The organism is Ensifer sp. GW101-20A05, from assembly GCF_059424735.1.
In genome coordinates this window covers 24,252-40,441 of record NZ_JBWKZT010000027.1, presented here as the reverse complement: position 1 = coordinate 40,441, position 16,190 = coordinate 24,252, and the positions used below count along the sequence as shown (strand labels likewise).

General features: G+C 62.1%; 14 protein-coding genes. 5 read left to right on the top strand and 9 right to left on the bottom strand.

The annotated features are described in order from the left end of the window. Positions 1–72: 72 nt before the first annotated feature. From AC070A_RS33230 to AC070A_RS33190, 9 genes are all read right to left on the bottom strand, one after another. A complete protein-coding gene (locus tag AC070A_RS33230; RefSeq protein WP_113132772.1) occupies positions 73–1,692 on the bottom strand; it encodes an ABC transporter substrate-binding protein in 1,620 nt (539 codons plus the stop codon). A gap of 61 nt (positions 1,693–1,753) precedes the next feature. Beyond that, a complete protein-coding gene (locus AC070A_RS33225; protein ID WP_492384058.1) occupies positions 1,754–2,578 on the bottom strand; it encodes a creatininase family protein in 825 nt (274 codons plus the stop codon). Between the two features lie 354 nt (positions 2,579–2,932). Continuing rightward, positions 2,933–3,925: an oligopeptide/dipeptide ABC transporter ATP-binding protein gene (locus AC070A_RS33220; RefSeq protein ID WP_255571386.1), complete on the bottom strand. Its 993-nt coding sequence runs from the start codon at positions 3,923–3,925 to the stop codon at positions 2,933–2,935. Continuing rightward, entirely contained in the window at positions 3,922–4,941 is a 1,020-nt protein-coding gene (locus tag AC070A_RS33215; protein WP_492384059.1) for an ABC transporter ATP-binding protein, read from the bottom strand. The genes AC070A_RS33220 and AC070A_RS33215 overlap by 4 nt, the downstream gene beginning before the upstream one ends. Next, positions 4,941–5,849, bottom strand: coding sequence for a D,D-dipeptide ABC transporter permease (gene ddpC, locus AC070A_RS33210; RefSeq protein ID WP_057249686.1), 909 nt, complete (start codon positions 5,847–5,849; stop codon positions 4,941–4,943). Before ddpC ends, AC070A_RS33215 begins: the two co-directional genes overlap by 1 nt. 2 nt (positions 5,850–5,851) lie before the next feature. Then, complete coding sequence (locus AC070A_RS33205; RefSeq protein WP_057249683.1) at positions 5,852–6,865, bottom strand: ABC transporter permease; 1,014 nt, start codon at positions 6,863–6,865, stop codon at positions 5,852–5,854. Positions 6,866–6,999: 134 nt separating this feature from the next. Next, positions 7,000–8,571 (bottom strand): ABC transporter substrate-binding protein, encoded by a 1,572-nt coding sequence (locus tag AC070A_RS33200; protein WP_492384060.1) that lies wholly within the window; start codon positions 8,569–8,571, stop codon positions 7,000–7,002. Positions 8,572–8,665: 94 nt separating this feature from the next. Next, a complete protein-coding gene (locus tag AC070A_RS33195; RefSeq protein ID WP_057249680.1) occupies positions 8,666–9,298 on the bottom strand; it encodes a helix-turn-helix domain-containing protein in 633 nt (210 codons plus the stop codon). Positions 9,299–9,498: 200 nt separating this feature from the next. After that, a complete protein-coding gene (locus AC070A_RS33190) occupies positions 9,499–10,956 on the bottom strand; it encodes a M81 family metallopeptidase (protein ID WP_492384061.1) in 1,458 nt (485 codons plus the stop codon). A gap of 111 nt (positions 10,957–11,067) precedes the next feature. On the opposite strand from AC070A_RS33190, the gene AC070A_RS33185 reads away from it, so the two are divergent. The 5 genes from AC070A_RS33185 to AC070A_RS33165 all read left to right on the top strand — a co-directional run bounded on the left by AC070A_RS33185 (position 11,068) and on the right by AC070A_RS33165 (position 16,171). Further along, positions 11,068–11,892: a M55 family metallopeptidase gene (locus AC070A_RS33185; protein ID WP_057249676.1), complete on the top strand. Its 825-nt coding sequence runs from the start codon at positions 11,068–11,070 to the stop codon at positions 11,890–11,892. Positions 11,893–11,916: 24 nt separating this feature from the next. Next, complete coding sequence (locus tag AC070A_RS33180; RefSeq protein ID WP_057249674.1) at positions 11,917–13,155, top strand: NAD(P)/FAD-dependent oxidoreductase; 1,239 nt, start codon at positions 11,917–11,919, stop codon at positions 13,153–13,155. Between the two features lie 435 nt (positions 13,156–13,590). After that, on the top strand, positions 13,591–14,517 hold the full coding sequence (locus tag AC070A_RS33175) for an amino acid ABC transporter permease (protein WP_082615790.1): 927 nt from the start codon (positions 13,591–13,593) through the stop codon (positions 14,515–14,517). Continuing rightward, entirely contained in the window at positions 14,514–15,278 is a 765-nt protein-coding gene (locus tag AC070A_RS33170; protein ID WP_057249673.1) for an amino acid ABC transporter ATP-binding protein, read from the top strand. Before AC070A_RS33175 ends, AC070A_RS33170 begins: the two co-directional genes overlap by 4 nt. A gap of 32 nt (positions 15,279–15,310) precedes the next feature. Beyond that, positions 15,311–16,171: an ABC transporter substrate-binding protein gene (locus AC070A_RS33165; RefSeq protein ID WP_492384062.1), complete on the top strand. Its 861-nt coding sequence runs from the start codon at positions 15,311–15,313 to the stop codon at positions 16,169–16,171. Positions 16,172–16,190: the final 19 nt, after the last annotated feature.

The window sequence follows — 16,190 nt, the reverse complement described above, 5'->3', positions numbered from 1 at the left end:
GAGACTTTTTTCAAATTATATCAATGGTGCGCGGCTGCCGAAACAGGCGCGCAGAAACCCAACGTGTTGGGATTATTCCTCGATATCGACCTTGTCGAATCGATGCGAACCCAAGGGTTCCATCACGTAGTTCTTCACCTTTTTCGACATCGGCAGCACAACGGTGGAATGAGCAATCGGAACCCAAGGTGCCTGGTCGCTGATCATGGCCTGCGCTTCTTCGTACAGTTTCGTCCGCTCGCTCTGATCCGAGCTGGTACGCGCCTTCTGGAAGATCTCGTCGAGCGGCTTGTCGCACCAGTTGGCATTGTTGCTGCCGCCAACGCCCGAGCAGCTGAAGAAGTAGCTGAGCAGATTGTCGGGATCGCCGTTGTCGCTCGTGCCGCCCAGGATGACGGCGCCATCGCGCGCTTCGTCGCGCACCTTCTTCAGGTACTCGCCCCATTCATAGGAAACGATCTCGACGCCGATGCCGACCTTGGCAAGGTCCGCCTGCATCAGCTCGGCCGCGCGACGAGCATTCGGCATGTATGGACGGCTGACGGGCATCGCCCAGATTTTCATCTTCAGATCTTTGACGCCGGCTCCGTCGAGAAGCTTCTTTGCCGCTTCCGGATCGTAGCTGTAGCCCTCGATGCTGCCGTTATAGCCCCACATCGTCGGCGGCAGGACGCTTTTGGCGACCTGGCCCATGCCCTGATAGACGGAATCAACGATCGCCTTGCGGTCGATCGCCATGTTGATGGCGCGGCGCACCTCCAGCTTGTCGAACGGCGCGACCAAGGTGTTCATCGCGAGATAGGAGACGTTGAGACCCGGTTGTTCCAATACCGTCAGGTCCGGATTTGCCTTCAGCCCGGCAACATCGGCCGGCGCCGGGTACGGCGCGATATGGCATTCGCCCGCCTGAAGTTTCTGCATCCGTGTCGTCGGGTCGGTGGTGATCGCGAAGATGAGATTGTCGATCTTCGGCGCGCCGGCCCAATAGTCTGCATTGGCTGCAAAGCGGATCGCCGCATCTTGCTGGTAGTCGACAAACCGGAACGGCCCGGTGCCGACAGGCTTGCGGTCGAGGTCCTCGCGCCGTCCCTCAGCCGCCAGCTTGTCGGCATACTCTTTCGACATGATCGAGCCGAAGTTCAGGGCAAGCTTCGCCGGAAGCGACGCATCCGGTTGCTTCAGCACGAACTTGACGGTCTTTTCATCGACCTTGACGATGTCCTTGATGACCGTTGGCATGTCCATCGCGTTGAACATTTCCCAGTTCGCACCAGGAAAGTAGCTGTTCCACGGGTCGTCCTTGTCCAACTGGCGAATGTAGGTGAAGAGCACGTCGTCTGCGTTGAAATCCCGTGTCGGGGTGAAATCATCCGTCGTCTGGAACTTCACGCCTTCCCGCAGTTTCAGTGTGTATTCGAGATTGTCCTCGGAAATGGTCCAGCTTTCGGCGAGGCCCGGGGCGACGTTGGTGGTGCCGGGCTCGAATTCAGTGAGGCGATCGTAGATCGTCTCGGCCGAAGCATCCCACGTGCTGTTGGCCGAGTAGAGCGCTGCGTCGAACCCCTCTGGCGCGCCCTCCGAGCAATAGACGAGCGTCTTCGCCATGGCAGGCGTCAGCGCCACGCCCGAAAGCATGGTTGCTGCAAACAGGGAAACAAGGGTTTTGCGCGTCCGCGCGAATTTCAAAGTCATTGGCGTGTCCTCCCTTGGGAATGGAATGCGAAATGCCCGGCGGATGTCTCGCCGGCTGAGGTCAATCGGCTTTGCCGGCCGTCGTGCCGAGGCCACGGCCTGGCGTCCAGACCGGGTCTGGCGCGGTCCAAAGCACGTCGTTGCGGATCAGCTTCACCAACTCGTTCGCCTGCAGGTCGAGGAAGCGCTCGCCCTTTTCGGCGGTTGCGCTGCGAGGATCGCCCCAGGTGCCGGTGACCGGCGCCCGCTCGGCGAAGGAATAGAAGCGCGACACGTCCGCAGGTACGTCAACGGGATGCTGCTGGTTGCCGAAGGCCTGGCCGAACATCTCGGTCTTTACCGCATCCGGAACGATCGCCAGCATGACCGACGCTTCGCCCTCACAGGCATGGTGCGCACCGGTGTCGACCTCGAAGATCTTGCTGGCCTCCTCTGGCGCCAGCATCCACGGCGTTGTGGCGACGATCGGCATGGCGAACTCGACCGCCAGTTCGCGCACGGCAACCGCGAGCGGGTCCATGTTGCCGCCGTGACCGTTGACGATGAACAGCCGCGAGAAACCGAGCGTCTTCAGCGATCGGACGATGCAGCGAATGACGCGGCTCAGCGTATCGTAGTCCAGCGTGATGGTGCCGCCGAAAGGCAGGTGGTGTTCGCTCATGCCGAGCCACAGGCCGGGAAGAACGGCGACCGGGATGTCGTCGGCCACGAGACGGGCGGCACGGATTGCCGCGGCCGATGCGCTGGCTGTGTCGGTAATGACCGGCAGGTGCGGCCCATGCTGTTCCAGCGAACCGATCGGCAGGACGGCAAGCGCGCCCGGCTCTCCGGCGAGTTCACGCAGGCTGGGTGCGGTCATGCGCGCCCATTCGACTTCCTTCTTCATCTTAGGCCTCTTTCATCAGATCAAATTCATTTCGGCTCGTAGCCGCGTGGACTGCCGCACGCGCGACGGCGTCCGCCGACATGGGGAAAGATACGGAAGCGGCAGCTGACAGGGGCACCGATCGGCATCGGTCAGGTCAATGTAGTCTCCGGCGGCGTAGGTCGCGCTTCGTTCGAGTGCAGTGGTGCGATCCGCTCCAAATATGCACAGTCGGAAACATCAATCAAATTATTTTTCCGATACGAAAATTATCTTTCTTAAAATATCGGAACAGCGCATCAAATGATATGGAGCGGCCACCCCGCCAGCCGTGCCGACGGTCGGCGGAGTGTGTCTATAACGCTCGTCTGCGCCTCACCCCTGCGCCAGATGACACCTTGCACAGCGTGCGCCCTCGCCTAGGTGCTGGAGAACCTGCGGTGCCTCGCAGCCGGCTGCAGCCTTGCCGCAGCGTTCCTTGTAGAAGCAACCGGTTGGCAGTTTTCGGTTGTTTGGAAGCTCGGCGGTCCGCACCTCCGCAATGGTCGGCAAGGGACTTGCGAAACTCGGAGCCGCGGCCAGAAGCGTCTGCGTGTATGGGTGCCGAGGATCGCCCAGCACCACGTCGGCCGGGCCTGATTCAACTATCTGGCCGAGATACATCACCGCGACATCGTCGCAGAAGTGGCGCACCAGTGCGACATCGTGCGAGATCATGAGGTAGGCGAGCCCCCGCTCCCGCTGCAGTTTCAGAAGCAGGTTGATGATCTGCGCCTGGACCGACACGTCGAGCGCCGATGTCGGTTCGTCCAACACCATGAGGTCGGGGTCCGTGCTGATGGCGCGGGCGATGGCAATGCGCTGGCGCTGTCCGCCTGAAAACTCGTGTGGCAGACGATCGAGATGTTCCGGCCTAAGACCGACAGCGGTCGCCAGTTGTTCCGCCTTCGCATGCAGCTCGGCGTTGCTATGCCCGCCGCGAATATGCAGCGGCTCGCTGATGAGCCGCCAGACCGGCAGGCGCCGATCGAGCGAGGATTGCGGATCCTGGAAAACGATCTGCATCTTCTGCCGCAGCTGGCGCTTCTCTCTGCCCTGCGCTGCCTGAAAATCCTGACCGTCAATCGCCACCCTACCCTGCTCGTAAGGCGCAAGTCCGATGATCGCCTGGGCGAGCGTACTCTTGCCGCAACCGGATTCGCCGACAATGCCGAGGCTTCTGCCGGCACGAACTCTAAGGGTGACGCCGTTGACGGCGTGCACATGCGAGGTGGGGCGCCCGAGCCAGTTGCGGGACGCCGGGAAGCGGACATGGAGATCGGAAACCTCCAGAACCGGCCGCGCCATCGTTTCAACGCCTGCGGTCATTTCCGGCTCCCTTGCTCTGACAGTTCTCGCGCGTCACCGCGCCGCCAGCACGCCACCTGTTGGCGATCGGCCCCAGCCAATTGCGGAGACTGGGATCGACAGAGATCAACCGCTTCCTTGCATCGCGGCTGGAAATAGCAGCCCGCCGGTGGATGCAGGAGATTAGGCACCGCGCCTGGGATCGCTTCGAGCGCCTGTTTTGGCGCCACCCGATCCGGCAGACAGCGCAATAGCGCCTGGGTATAGGGGTGCTGCGGCGCCTCGAGCACGGTGCGGGTCGCACCATGCTCAACGATCCGTCCGGCATACATCACGTAGAGCCGGTCGCAGAGCTGCGACACGACGGCGACGTTGTGCGAGATGAAGATGACCGATGTGCCGGTGCGGCGCGCGCGGTTCTGGATCAGCCTCAGGATCACCGCCTGCACGGTGACATCGAGCGCGGTCGTCGGCTCGTCGGCGATGATGAGGCCGGGATTGCATGAGAACGCCATGGCGATCAGCACGCGCTGCCGCATGCCGCCGGAGAGTTCGAACGGGTAGAGCTTCATGACCCGCTCTGGCTCGCCGATCAGCATGTCGGCGAGAATATCCCGCGCAATGCGCCTGGCATCCGGCAAGCTTGTCTCCTCGTGACGCATGATGACGTCAGTCAGCTGCTTGCCGATGCGGATCGTCGGGTTCAGCGCGTTCATCGGCTCTTGAAAGATGGTCGAGAACACCTTGCCGCGCACATCCTGCAACTGACTGTCGTCCATGGCGAGGGTGCTATGGCCAAAGAGCCTGACCGAGCCGCCGGTGATCCTGTAGCGCCCCCTGGGCAGCAGCCCAGTCGCGGCCATGGTCGTCACCGATTTGCCGCAGCCTGACTCGCCGACGATCCCGACGATCTCAGCCTTTCCGACATTGATCGACACATTGTCGAGCGCCTTGATCGCGCCGCTGAAGGTGGGAAACTCCAGAGACAGGTTGTGAATGGCCAGCGCCTGGCCGCGTCGTTCTGCCGTGCCTGTCATCATCTGCCCCTCAAGCGCGGGTCGAGCATATCGCGAATGCCGTCGCCAACCAGATTGCACCCCATCGCCGTGACCAGAATGGCGAGACCCGGGAAGGTCGCGTACCACCACTGATCGAGCATGTAGCTGCGGCCGCTGCTGACCAGGGCGCCCCATTCGGAGGTCGGCGGCTGGGCACCGAGGCCGATGAAACTAAGCGCGGCTGCGATCAGCACGACGCCGCCAAGATCGAGCGTCGCCTGCACGATGATCGGCGACATCGCGTTTGGCAGGATATGCCAGCGAAGGATGTAGAACGGCGAAGCGCCGAAGGTGCGCGACGCCTTCACGAAGACCTGCTCGCGCAAGGAAAGCGTTTGACCGCGGGCCAAACGCACATAGGCGGGAATACGCACGATCGCCACGGCCAGCATGGAGTTGAACAGGCTCGGGCCAAGGGCTGCCGCCAGCGCCATGGCCAGCACCAGCGCCGGCAGAGCAAGAACGACGTCCATGAGCCGCATGATGGCGGTGTCGACCGGTCCGCCGACCACGCCGGAAAAACAACCGATCAGCACCCCGACCGACATCGAAATCAGGACGATCATGAAGGCGGCGCCGCAGGACGCCCTCGCCCCATAGATCACGCGTGAGAACAGGTCGCGGCCAACCTCGTCCGTGCCGAACCAATGCGCGGCACTTGGCGGCAACAGGCGCGCCGTCAGGGAAACCTTGTCGGGATTGTACGGTGCGACCACCGGTGCGGCGATGATCATGATGAGAACGAGCAGGATGATGGCAGCGCCAACGAGGGTCAGCGGGCTGCGGCGGCTGAGGTACCACAGATAGTGCAGCCGCTCGGAGATGGACTTGGTCCTGCGCATCGCGGCACTCGACGCAGCAGGTTCTGTCGGCATGACGGCGGACATGATCAGACCTCCCTGATTTGCGGGTCGGCGAGCATGTAGGCGAGATCGACCAGGAGGTTGATCAGCACATAGCCGATGGATGCGACGATCGTGAAACCCATGATGGCGGGAAAATCGAGCGTCTGAATGGAGGTCACGACATAGGTGCCCATGCCCGGCCAGGCAAAGATCGTCTCGGTCAGCACTGCTCCATAGAGAAGGTCGCCAAGCGCCAGTCCCAACAGGGTGATCGAAGGGATCAGCGCGTTTCTGAGTGCGTAGTTGAAAACGATCATGCCCTTGCGCAGGCCGCTCGCGCGGGCGGTGCGGATATAATCTTCCTGCAGCACATCCAGCATCGAGGCGCGGATCTGGCGGGTGATCACGCCCATATTGGCGAAGGCCAGCACGAAGCCCGGCAGGATGATGTGGTAGACGGCGCTGCAAAAGGCATCGAAGCGGCCTTGCAGCAGCGAGTCGATCAGCAGGAACCCGGTGATGCGTTCGGGTGCAACGATGCCCATGGCCAGGCGCCCGCTGCCGGGCAGTATCTGGAACTTGGCGTAGAAGAGGTAGATCAGGATCAGGCCGAACCAGAACACCGGCATTGAGATGCCGCAGACGGAGACCGTCCGCGCGATCTGGTCGATCGGGCCGTCCTTGTAGACGGCCGACAGCACGCCGAGTGGTACGCCCAGACAGATCGCAATGAAGAGCGCGACCGTTCCGAGTTCCAGTGTTGCCGGCAAGAAGGTACGAATATCGGCTGCAACCGGGCGGTTGGTCCGCAAGGACGTTCCCAGATCACCTTGCAGGAGATTGCCGATATAGATGGTGAATTGTTCGACGACCGGGCGATCCAGACCCAGGTTGCGCCTGACGTTCTCAAGCGTTTCGGCGCTTGCCCTATCGCCCGCAATCATGCGCGCGGGATCTCCCGGAATGAGGTGAGAGATCGTGAAGGTGATGACCGCGACCCCGAGCACCACAAAAAGCAGCAATATCAGACGCGGAATGATGATGCGGGTGATTGCCATGGACGTCAGCCTTTCCAGCAGGAAAACCTTGCTTGGGAAACGATGAAACCCTGCCGTCACAGCCGTTGGGGCCGGCGGCAGGTGTTCCGTGGATTGAGGCCTGTTGAGCGAGAGGATCGCTTCAATCCGGCCCCTCACTCCGTCTTCGACATCGTCCCGAAGTTGTAGACCTGGATCAGCATGGGATTGTAGACATAGCCTTTCACCACGGCGCGACGGGCGAAGATGTCATTCTTCTCCATGATGTAGAGATAGGGCGCGTCCTCGGTCGAAAGCTTCTGCGCCTCGATGTAAAGAGCCTTGCGCTTGACCTCGTCGACGATCGATCCCGCCTCACGCACGAGATCGGTCACCTGCTTGTTGCCGTAGAAGGAACGGTTGCCCGGGCCGCCCATTTTGTCGGCGTCGAACCAATAGTTCATGAACATGTAGGGGTCGGCAAAGTCAGGCGTCCAGGCACCGGGAGCCATATCGAATTTGCCGTTGGCCACCAGTTCGCGTTTGGTCGTGTCGGCGACCGCCTGCAGATCGAGCTTGATGCCGACTTCAGCCAGTGACGCCTGCAGCGCCAGCCCAACCGGCTCCCAGGCAGGGTCCGCCTGAGAGAAGGTATAGGTCAGGTGAATATCGCTCTTGCCGGAGTCGGCAAGCAGAGCCTTGGCCTTCTCGATGTCGTATGTGTACTGGAAGCCCTGCGGGTCGTGTCCCCACATGCCGCTCGGCACCGCGCCGCGCATTTGCTTGGCCTGGCCGAGCATGATGCCGTCGATGATGCCTTGATAGTCGACCGCATAGGAAATCGCCTTGCGAACCTTGGCGTCGTCGAGCGGCGGCTGGCGGTTGTTCATGTAGATGTAGTTCACATACATGCTGGGATTGCTCTCGACCACGACGGAAGCGTCCTTTTGCAGCGCCTCCGCCTGATCGAGCGGGATCTGTTCGATGATGTCGGCATCGCCGTTGGTCAACTGAAGGCGGCGGGCCGACACGTCGCCGACGATGCGAATGACGACCTGTCTCAGCGCCGGCTCAGTGCCTGCGTAATGTTCGTTGCGGTCGAGCACGATGCTCTGGTTCCGCTCCCAGGAGGCGATACGGTAGGGCCCGCTGCCGGCGGAGTGCTCGGCAAGCCAGGCCTTCGCCATGTCGCCGTCCTTTTCATGCTCCATCACCTTGGGATTGATGATCGCTGCCCCGGAGACGGCCAGCGTCGAAATGAACGGCGCGAACGGCGCCGTCAGATGAAATCTGACAGTCTGCGGATCGACGACCTCGACCTCCTTGAGCACCGGGAACGCGTCGGACGGTCCGGCCTTCAGCTTCATCAGCCGGTCGAAGCTGAATTTGACGGCCGCGGCATCGACCGGTGAACCGTCATCGAACTTGTGGCCGCTGGCGAGCTTGAAGGTCCACACGAGGCCGGCATCGTCGGCGGTCCAGCTTTCAGCCAGTTCGGGCCCGACCTCCGTTGAGCCGCCCTTGTAGGCGACGAGCCTTTCGTAGGCGGCATAAATCAGTGTGTAGCCGCTGTTGCTGATTTCAACTCCAGGATCGGCGGTCGGCGGATCTTCCGCTCGCGCCATCACCAGCACGTCCTGCGCTGCGATCGCGCCGGAAAGAGGCGTCGACGCCAGAAGCAATGCAACGCCGATCGATTTCCACTTGGAACCGTTCATCTCGTAGTCCTCCCCAGAACTGCGGCGCACGATGCCCTCCCGGCACCAACCGCAGTGCTAGACTAGGAAACGCTTTTCCTAAGTGCAATATTTTTTTCTTATCGTATTTGTTTTTTAGTTTCGATCAGCTTTTGAGCTTGATCGTCTGCGCGTTCGCCAGTGTGGAGACCAGCTCGGTTTCCGGGGTCGAGCAAACGCACAGGATATGCGCGGGTTCTTCGCTGACGCTGAGATAGGCGTGACCCATTATCGCGTCGAAGTAGCAGGAATCGCCCTTCTTGAGCCGCAAAGGCGCATAGATCTCGGTGTGAAGCTCCAGTTCCCCTTCGAGAACGTAGAAGAACTCCTCGCCCTTGTGCCGGATAAGCGGCCCAAACTCCTCAAGTGTGCGTGCCCGGGCTACCGCCACGATCGGAACCATCGACTTCTTAGAAATCTCCGTGCAAACATAAAGATAGTCGTAGTTCTGCGTGATGATCGCCCGCCCGTCGCCGGACTTGGTGTAGGTGCGCCGCCCCAGCATGTTGGGGGCTTCCTCAGCGCCCGCCATGGTCCCGAAAAGCTCGACGATGTCGACCTTCAGGCCCTGGGCGAGCTGGATCAGTCGGTCGTAGGTGAGCTGCATCTGGTTGTTCTCAACCTTGGAAAGGGTCGAGACCGCAAGCCCGGTCATGGAACTCACCTCTGCCAACGTCCAGCGATTGCGGTTGCGAATCTCCTTCAGGATATCGCCGAGGCTGGATTTCGCATCGGTCATCGTTGGCGTCTCCAATTTGCCTGCAGCCGTTCCGGACCGCGTGCCGATTTCGGCTCAGCCCGCGACGCGGCAGAATCCGACTGGCATGATAGGAAAACCATTTCCTATAATACGTGGCCGAAATCAACATTGCCTCGAAGGCAATGCGTGCCGGCGACAACCCTGCCCGCGATCGTCTTCGGATCGATACCGCCCTTGCCCTACCCCTCGAATGGGTTGGCGACCCTGGGCCAACAGGGTCGCTTCAGCTTGGTAAAGGCCAGTTTCTCGAATGAGGGCTGCAAGGCACCGGGCGCGCTGACGTAGAGAATTTCGCGCGCGATGGGTTCGAAGCCTGCGCGGAAGTGGTTGCTGGATTTCACCACGACGATCTTCTTCTGCGCCGGGTCCAGGCCGAGCGCGGTCATGCATTCCGGGTGGAAGGTTTGTGTGCGCACGGTGTTCAGCACGATGTCGACGTTGCCGACACTGACCCAGACGGCATCGCCGATGCCGAGCGGCGTCGGCCCGAAGCGCTGTGTGATGCCCGAAGCGACACGCCTGACCGTCACCGTCAGATCGAGCGGATCGCCGGAAGCCGGCCCGACCTTGCCGCCGATCCGCAGCGCCAATGTGGCCCCCTCTCCCGCCTCGCGGCACATGCGCACCGCAATCGGGTCCCAATAGAGGCAGGTCGCCACGTCTTCGATGCCGCGCTCGATGATGCGACGCAGGATGAAGGTCGAGTCTCCAGGCGCTCCGCCGCCTGCATTGTCGGAGACGTCGGCAAGCACGATCGGACCGCTCTTCGCGGCAATGGCCCGATCCAGCGCCGCGTCGATACCGAGATAGTCTCCGCGCATTTCTTCGCGCGCATCGAATATCTCCCGACCGAAGGACCGGGCGGTGCGCGCAGCCTTTTCCGGGTCATTGTCGGTGACGACGAGCATCTTGGCGCCGACATCCTCGACATCGCCCCAGGGGAAGCCGTGGCCGAAGGAGACCGACAGCACGCCATCCTGCCCCTCCACGGCTTTCATGCGATCGACAATGCCGCGCAACGGCGCGCGATGCGGGTGGAAGGTGTTGATCATGCGGCAGTCATAAACGCCCATGGCTGGTCGCACTTCGCCCGCGAGGGTCCGCTCCACCAGCCGGAACAACTGGCCGGCTACCTCCTCGATGTCCGTATGCGGATATTCCTTGTAGGTGGCGATCATGGTCGCATTGGCGAGCATGCGGTCGGTGATATGGCAATGGAGATCAAGTTCGGCGGCAACCGGCACATTCGCCCCGACCAGCCCGCGCACATGCTCGAGCAGATCCCCCTCGACATCGTCATAGCCTTCGGCGACGCAGGCGCCGTGCAGGGCAAGCATGACGGCATCGACCGGCATGGCCGCCTTGAGGTCGCCAAGGATGGTGGCGCGGAAGCTCTCGTAGACCGCCCGCGTGGTCCTGCCGCCTGGCTCGGCCACCGCGCACAGGCTCTCCACCACGCACCAGGCCTTTTCTTGAGCGGCCTTGCGCCAGACAGACAATTGCGACGAGCAGCAGGTGAGCGGCCTGCTGGTGGCATCGCCGTAGGCGATCAGGTTTTCCCGGAAGGCCTCAAGGCCCGTCTGCATCGGCGAAAATGTGTTGGTCTCGGTGTCCAGCCCAGCGATGAACAGTTTCATTTTTACCTCTTGCCTATCAAGAAAGATATTTTCTAATCATAAAACTATGTTTATCGTCGGAAAGTCAAATGCATTATCCGCGCCTTCGCGCGGCTGACTGGGGAGGCAGGAATGCGCGTCTATATTTCCGCGGATATCGAGGGCATCGTTGGGGTCGTCAGCCGCGACCAGCTGATGCCCGAAGGTTTCGAGTATGAGAACGCCCGGCGCTGGATGACGGACACAGTGGTCCATGCCTGCGAGGCTGCGCGTGAAGAAGGCGTGGAGGAAGTCATCCTCAGCGATTCTCATGGAAATGGCGAGAGCATCCTGATCGACCGCCTGCCCGACTATGTGCAGGTCGTGCGTAGCTGGCCGCGGCCGCTGATGATGATGCAGGGCATCGAGCTCGGGTCCTTCGTCGGCGCCATGCTTCTCGGCTATCACGCCGGGGCAAGCCACTCGGGGGGCGTGCTGTCGCACACCATCGGCGGCACAGCCTTCGCCGAGGTGCGGATCAACGGCGTCGTCATGCCGGAGGCCGGCATCAATGCGGCCATCGCCGGGCATTTCAATGTCCCGGTGCTGCTCGCCTCGGGCGACAACATTGCCTTGGACGAGATCAGGGAGCGCATCGGCGACATCGTGACGGTGCCGGTGAAGCAGGTCTACAGCACGCAATCGGCGATCACGCTGACGCCGGCCGTCGCGCATCGCCGCATCCGCGAGGGCGTCAAGGCGGCGCTGGCAAGAGCAGGCTCGGCAAAACCGTTCAGACTGGAAAACCCTGTCCTGGAGATCGTGTTCCGAAATCGCCTGCCGGCCGAGTATCTCTCCTATCTCAAGGGCGTCGAGCGCACTGATGGTTACACGATCCGCTACCAGGGCGACGACATGGTCGACGTATCGCGCTTCATCCAATTCGTGGTCGGCTACAATTCGCGCCTGACTTTCTGACGGGCCCTTCTGCGGAATCAAACAATGGCTACCTCCATCGTCCTCGGCGCCGGCATGGTCGGCGTCTCAACCGCGCTCGCACTGCAGGAGAACGGGCACCAGGTGGTGCTGCTGGATCGCCAGGCACCGGGCCGGGAAACAAGCTATGGCAACGCTGGCATCATCCAGACCGAGGCCGTCGAGCCCTATGCCTTCCCTCGCTCCGTGACCGAGATTGCCAGGGTTGCGCTGAAGCGCGGCAACGACGTCGACTGGCGGCTGCGCGATATGCCACAGCTGGTGAGGCCGCTCTGGCGCTATTTCGCGCAGTCGGCGCCCGCGCCTTACGCGAGAACCATCGCGGCCTATTCACAACTGGCGCTGCGTGCGAGTGACGATCACGCGCGTTTCATCGAACCCGCCGGCGCTGGGGAACTGATCGTCCGGCAGGGCTGGCGCGCGGTCTATCGTACACCCGCGACATTCGAAGCGGCTGCTGCCACCGCGGAGCGGCTGAAGCGTGTCTACGGCGTGCCGTCAGCGGTGCTTGGTGCATCCGAACTCGCAGCAAGCGAGCCGGCGCTGCAACCTCGGCTCGCGGGTGCGGTCCATTGGACCTCTCCCTGGACCTGCCGTGACCCGGGTGAACTGGTCGCGCGCTATGCCGCCCTCTTCATTGCGCGCGGCGGAACGCTGGCCCTCGGCGACGCCATGAGCTTGCAGCAGAATGGCGCCGGCTGGCAGGTGTTGTCCGAGGGCGGCACTTTTACGGCACAGAACGCGGTCATCGCCTTGGGTCCATGGTCGCCGACACTCGCGAAGACGTTCGGCTATCGCATCCCCATGGTGTTCAAGCGCGGTTATCACAGGCATTTCGCAGGTTCGAACGGACCGCGCATTTCGATGCTGGATGTCGACCGTTCCACGCTGGTTGCACCGATGAACGCAGGGTGGCGGGTATTGACCGGTGCGCATATGGCACCGCCGGGCACAGCGCCGGCATCGCGACAGATACTGCACGCCGCCAACGCCGCGCGCGAGCTTTTTGGCTTGGGCGAGGCCGTCGAAGCAACGCCCTGGTCGGGCACCCGGCCCTGCATGCCCGACATGCTGCCCGTCGTCGGTCCGACCCGGTATAAGGGCCTGTGGTTCCATTTTGGCCACGGCCATCAGGGCTTCACATTGGGCCCGACGACCGCCTTCATTCTGGCGGAGCAAATCGAGGGGGGACACGGCAATCCGCTCGCCCTGCCCCTGACGCCATCCGCGCGAGGCTGGGCATAAGGTGCGGCTTTGCGCCGTTCGGTACGGACGCTGGATAGGATTACAAGAACGAGTACTTGCGGACTGGCGAGACTTTCAGCGTCTCGCCAGTCGAAGCGGTGCGGTCCCTTGGCACACCGGCAACGCTCATAGCGCGCCGCAGCCTTACTTATTTTCTCTTCAACGGACCGTTCGGTTCCGTCCCGGTACAGCCTTCATGCGGCTGCATCCCGGAAGTTGCCAGTTCGGCCGGGCGCTTAGCGCTTGAGAAGCTGTCCCCTTCGCCGGTTCCTCCGTGCCAGCGGCGATCGTTTTGTTCCTCGCGGCCGCTGACTTCCAATCCTCCAGCGCATTCAGCGCGAATATGCACAGGCGGAAATATTCTCCGGTCGCCAGCTTGACTCCGTTTCGGCGTGCTTCTATCAAGTTGTAGGCCTAACCCTACAATTGGATGCCATGCACCACTCTCACTCATCTTCAACGTCCGCGCTGTCACTCGCAGACCTTCCCGGTCCGGATGTCGCCATCCGCCCACTGCACCACCCCTGGCGGTGGATCAGTGGCGGTCTCGTCATCCTGCTGCTTGCCGTGATCGGCCGCGCCTTCGCAGTCGGGCAAATCCAGTGGACGGTGGTCGGCGAGTTCCTGACGGCTGGCGTCATCATCACCGGCTTCGGTTGGACGCTTTTGATCTCGGCCTGTGCGCTGGTGCTCGGCGTCTTGCTTGGTTTCGCTTTCGGCATCATGCGGCTTTCGGAAAATCCGATCCTGCGCTTTGCAGCATGGCTCTATGTCTGGGTGTTCCGCGGCACGCCGGTGCTGCTGCAGCTGCTCATCTGGTTCAACATCGCTCTGGTCTTCCCGCGCCTCTATATCCCTGGGCTCATCGATGCCCGCATGGTCGATGTGGTGACGCCCTTCGTCGCGGCTGTCCTCGGTCTCGGCGTGAACGAAGGCTCCTATCTGACGGAAGTGGTGCGCGGCGGCATCTCTTCGGTCGACAAGGGCCAGAAGGAAGCTGCCCATACGCTCGGCATGACGCCGGGCCAGACGATGCGGCGTATCATCCTGCCACAGACCCTGCGGCTGATCCTGCCCGTACTCGGCAACAGCGCCATCGGTATGCTGAAGTTCTCCTCGCTCGCCGCCACCATCGCCATGGGCGAGATGCTGAACGCTGCACAACGCATCTACTTCATCAATGGCGCTGTGATCGAACTGTTGTTCGTCTGCGCCGTCTGGTATCTGGCGGGAACCACCGTTCTATCCATCGGCCAATACTATCTCGAACGCCATTTCGGCCGCGATGGCGCAGCCGCAACCCGCGAGCGCCGCTGGTTCAAAGGATGGGCGCGTCGTCCCGTCGCCCCGGGGGAAGCATGACACTCGCAGTCAAGGCAGTCGGTATCCGCAAGAGTTTTGGCAGCCACGAGGTCCTGAAGGGTCTCGATCTGGAAGTCGCCTATGGCGAGGTGCTCTGCATCCTCGGACCCTCGGGCAGCGGCAAGAGCACCTTCCTGCGCTGCATCAACCATCTGGAAACGCCGAATGGCGGCTATGTCTGGGTCGACGGCGCGATCATGGGCTACGAGCTCAGCCGCGGCGCGCTTGAGGGATTGCCGGTCAAGCGGCTCAGGGCGCAGCAGAGCCAGCTCGGCATGGTGTTCCAGCATTTCAATCTTTTCGCGCACCGAACGGTGCTCGGCAACGTCATCGAGGGACCGATGGTGGTGCGCGGCTTGAGCCGCGCCGAGGCCGAAGCCCGTGCCATGGGCCTGCTCGAGCAGGTCGGCATGGCGGCCAAGGCATCGAGTTATCCGTCGCAGCTTTCCGGCGGCCAGAAGCAGCGCGTGGCAATCGCCCGGGCGCTCGCCATGGAGCCCCGTGTCATGCTCTTCGACGAGCCGACCAGCGCGCTCGATCCGGAACTCGTCGGCGAGGTTCTGGAAGTCATGCGCAATCTCGCGCGTGGCGGCACGACGATGATCGTCGTCACCCACGAGATCGGCTTTGCCCGGGAGGTCGCCGACCGCGTCGTGGTGATGATCGACGGCGAGATCCGCGAGATGGGCGTGCCCACGCACGTTCTGAGCAACCCCGGCGACCCGCGCGTGCGGAGTTTCCTCAGCCGCGTGCTGGCCTGAAGAAAAGAGTTCAAAAAGAGGGAGAACTGAAAATGAAACAACTGCTACCAATGGTTCTGGGGCTAGCCTCCGCAACAATCATCAGCCTGGCCGCAGGCGGCCTGGCGCACGCCGCCGACGAGAAGCTCGCAGCCGCTCTGCCGGACGCGGTGCGCGATACCGGAAAGCTGAACGTCACGATCAGCCTTGCCTATCCGCCAATGGAATACAGCGACGCCGGCTCGACGGAACTGAAGGGCTTCGACATCGATCTTGCCAAGGCAATCGCCGAACGCCTCGGCCTGACGGCCGAGTTCCAGAACGTCGAGTTCCCGCAATTGATCCCGCAGGTCGTCACCGGCCGTTCGGACCTGATCATGACCGCCTTCTCCGACAAGGTGGAGCGCCAGACGCAGCTCGATTTCATCGACTACTTCAAGACCGGCAACGTCTTCTATTCGGCTGCCGATCATCAGGGTGAAATTAAGAGCGAAGCCGACCTCTGCGGCAAGACTGTCGCGGTCGCAACGGGAACCAGCTGGGTTACCTGGGCGGAAAATGTCGGCAAGGCTAAATGCGCAGCCGACAAGCTGATCACCGTCATCCAGATCCCGACCCAGGCCGAGCACATCATGCAGATCCGCCAGGGCCGCGCCCAGGCTTCAGTCATCGGCCTGGAAGGTCTTCTCGACCTGATGAAGCAGGAGCCGGGCAAGTTCTACCAGATCGGCGAGGTCGGCGATGTCAACCACTACGGCATCGCCTTTGCCAAGTCGAACGGTCAGCTGCGTGATGCCGTAAAGGGCGCGCTCGACGCCATGAAGGCCGATGGCACTTATGCACAGATCCTCGACCGCTACGGCTTGAAACAGGCCGCCGTCGAAGAGTTCAAGATAAACGGAGCCACGAAGTAACCGAACCGCGCCGGAGCCT

Coding starts and splice junctions, on each gene's coding strand:
- AC070A_RS33190 (WP_492384061.1), bottom strand. CDS start 10,956: ATGAAACTGTTCATCGCTGGGCTGGACACCGAGACCAACACATTTTCG.
- AC070A_RS33170 (WP_057249673.1), top strand. CDS start 14,514: ATGACACTCGCAGTCAAGGCAGTCGGTATCCGCAAGAGTTTTGGCAGC.
- AC070A_RS33175 (WP_082615790.1), top strand. CDS start 13,591: ATGCACCACTCTCACTCATCTTCAACGTCCGCGCTGTCACTCGCAGAC.
- AC070A_RS33220 (WP_255571386.1), bottom strand. CDS start 3,925: ATGACCGCAGGCGTTGAAACGATGGCGCGGCCGGTTCTGGAGGTTTCC.
- AC070A_RS33165 (WP_492384062.1), top strand. CDS start 15,311: ATGAAACAACTGCTACCAATGGTTCTGGGGCTAGCCTCCGCAACAATC.
- AC070A_RS33215 (WP_492384059.1), bottom strand. CDS start 4,941: ATGACAGGCACGGCAGAACGACGCGGCCAGGCGCTGGCCATTCACAAC.
- AC070A_RS33205 (WP_057249683.1), bottom strand. CDS start 6,865: ATGGCAATCACCCGCATCATCATTCCGCGTCTGATATTGCTGCTTTTT.
- ddpC (WP_057249686.1), bottom strand. CDS start 5,849: ATGTCCGCCGTCATGCCGACAGAACCTGCTGCGTCGAGTGCCGCGATG.
- AC070A_RS33195 (WP_057249680.1), bottom strand. CDS start 9,298: ATGACCGATGCGAAATCCAGCCTCGGCGATATCCTGAAGGAGATTCGC.
- AC070A_RS33225 (WP_492384058.1), bottom strand. CDS start 2,578: ATGAAGAAGGAAGTCGAATGGGCGCGCATGACCGCACCCAGCCTGCGT.
- AC070A_RS33185 (WP_057249676.1), top strand. CDS start 11,068: ATGCGCGTCTATATTTCCGCGGATATCGAGGGCATCGTTGGGGTCGTC.
- AC070A_RS33230 (WP_113132772.1), bottom strand. CDS start 1,692: ATGACTTTGAAATTCGCGCGGACGCGCAAAACCCTTGTTTCCCTGTTT.
- AC070A_RS33180 (WP_057249674.1), top strand. CDS start 11,917: ATGGCTACCTCCATCGTCCTCGGCGCCGGCATGGTCGGCGTCTCAACC.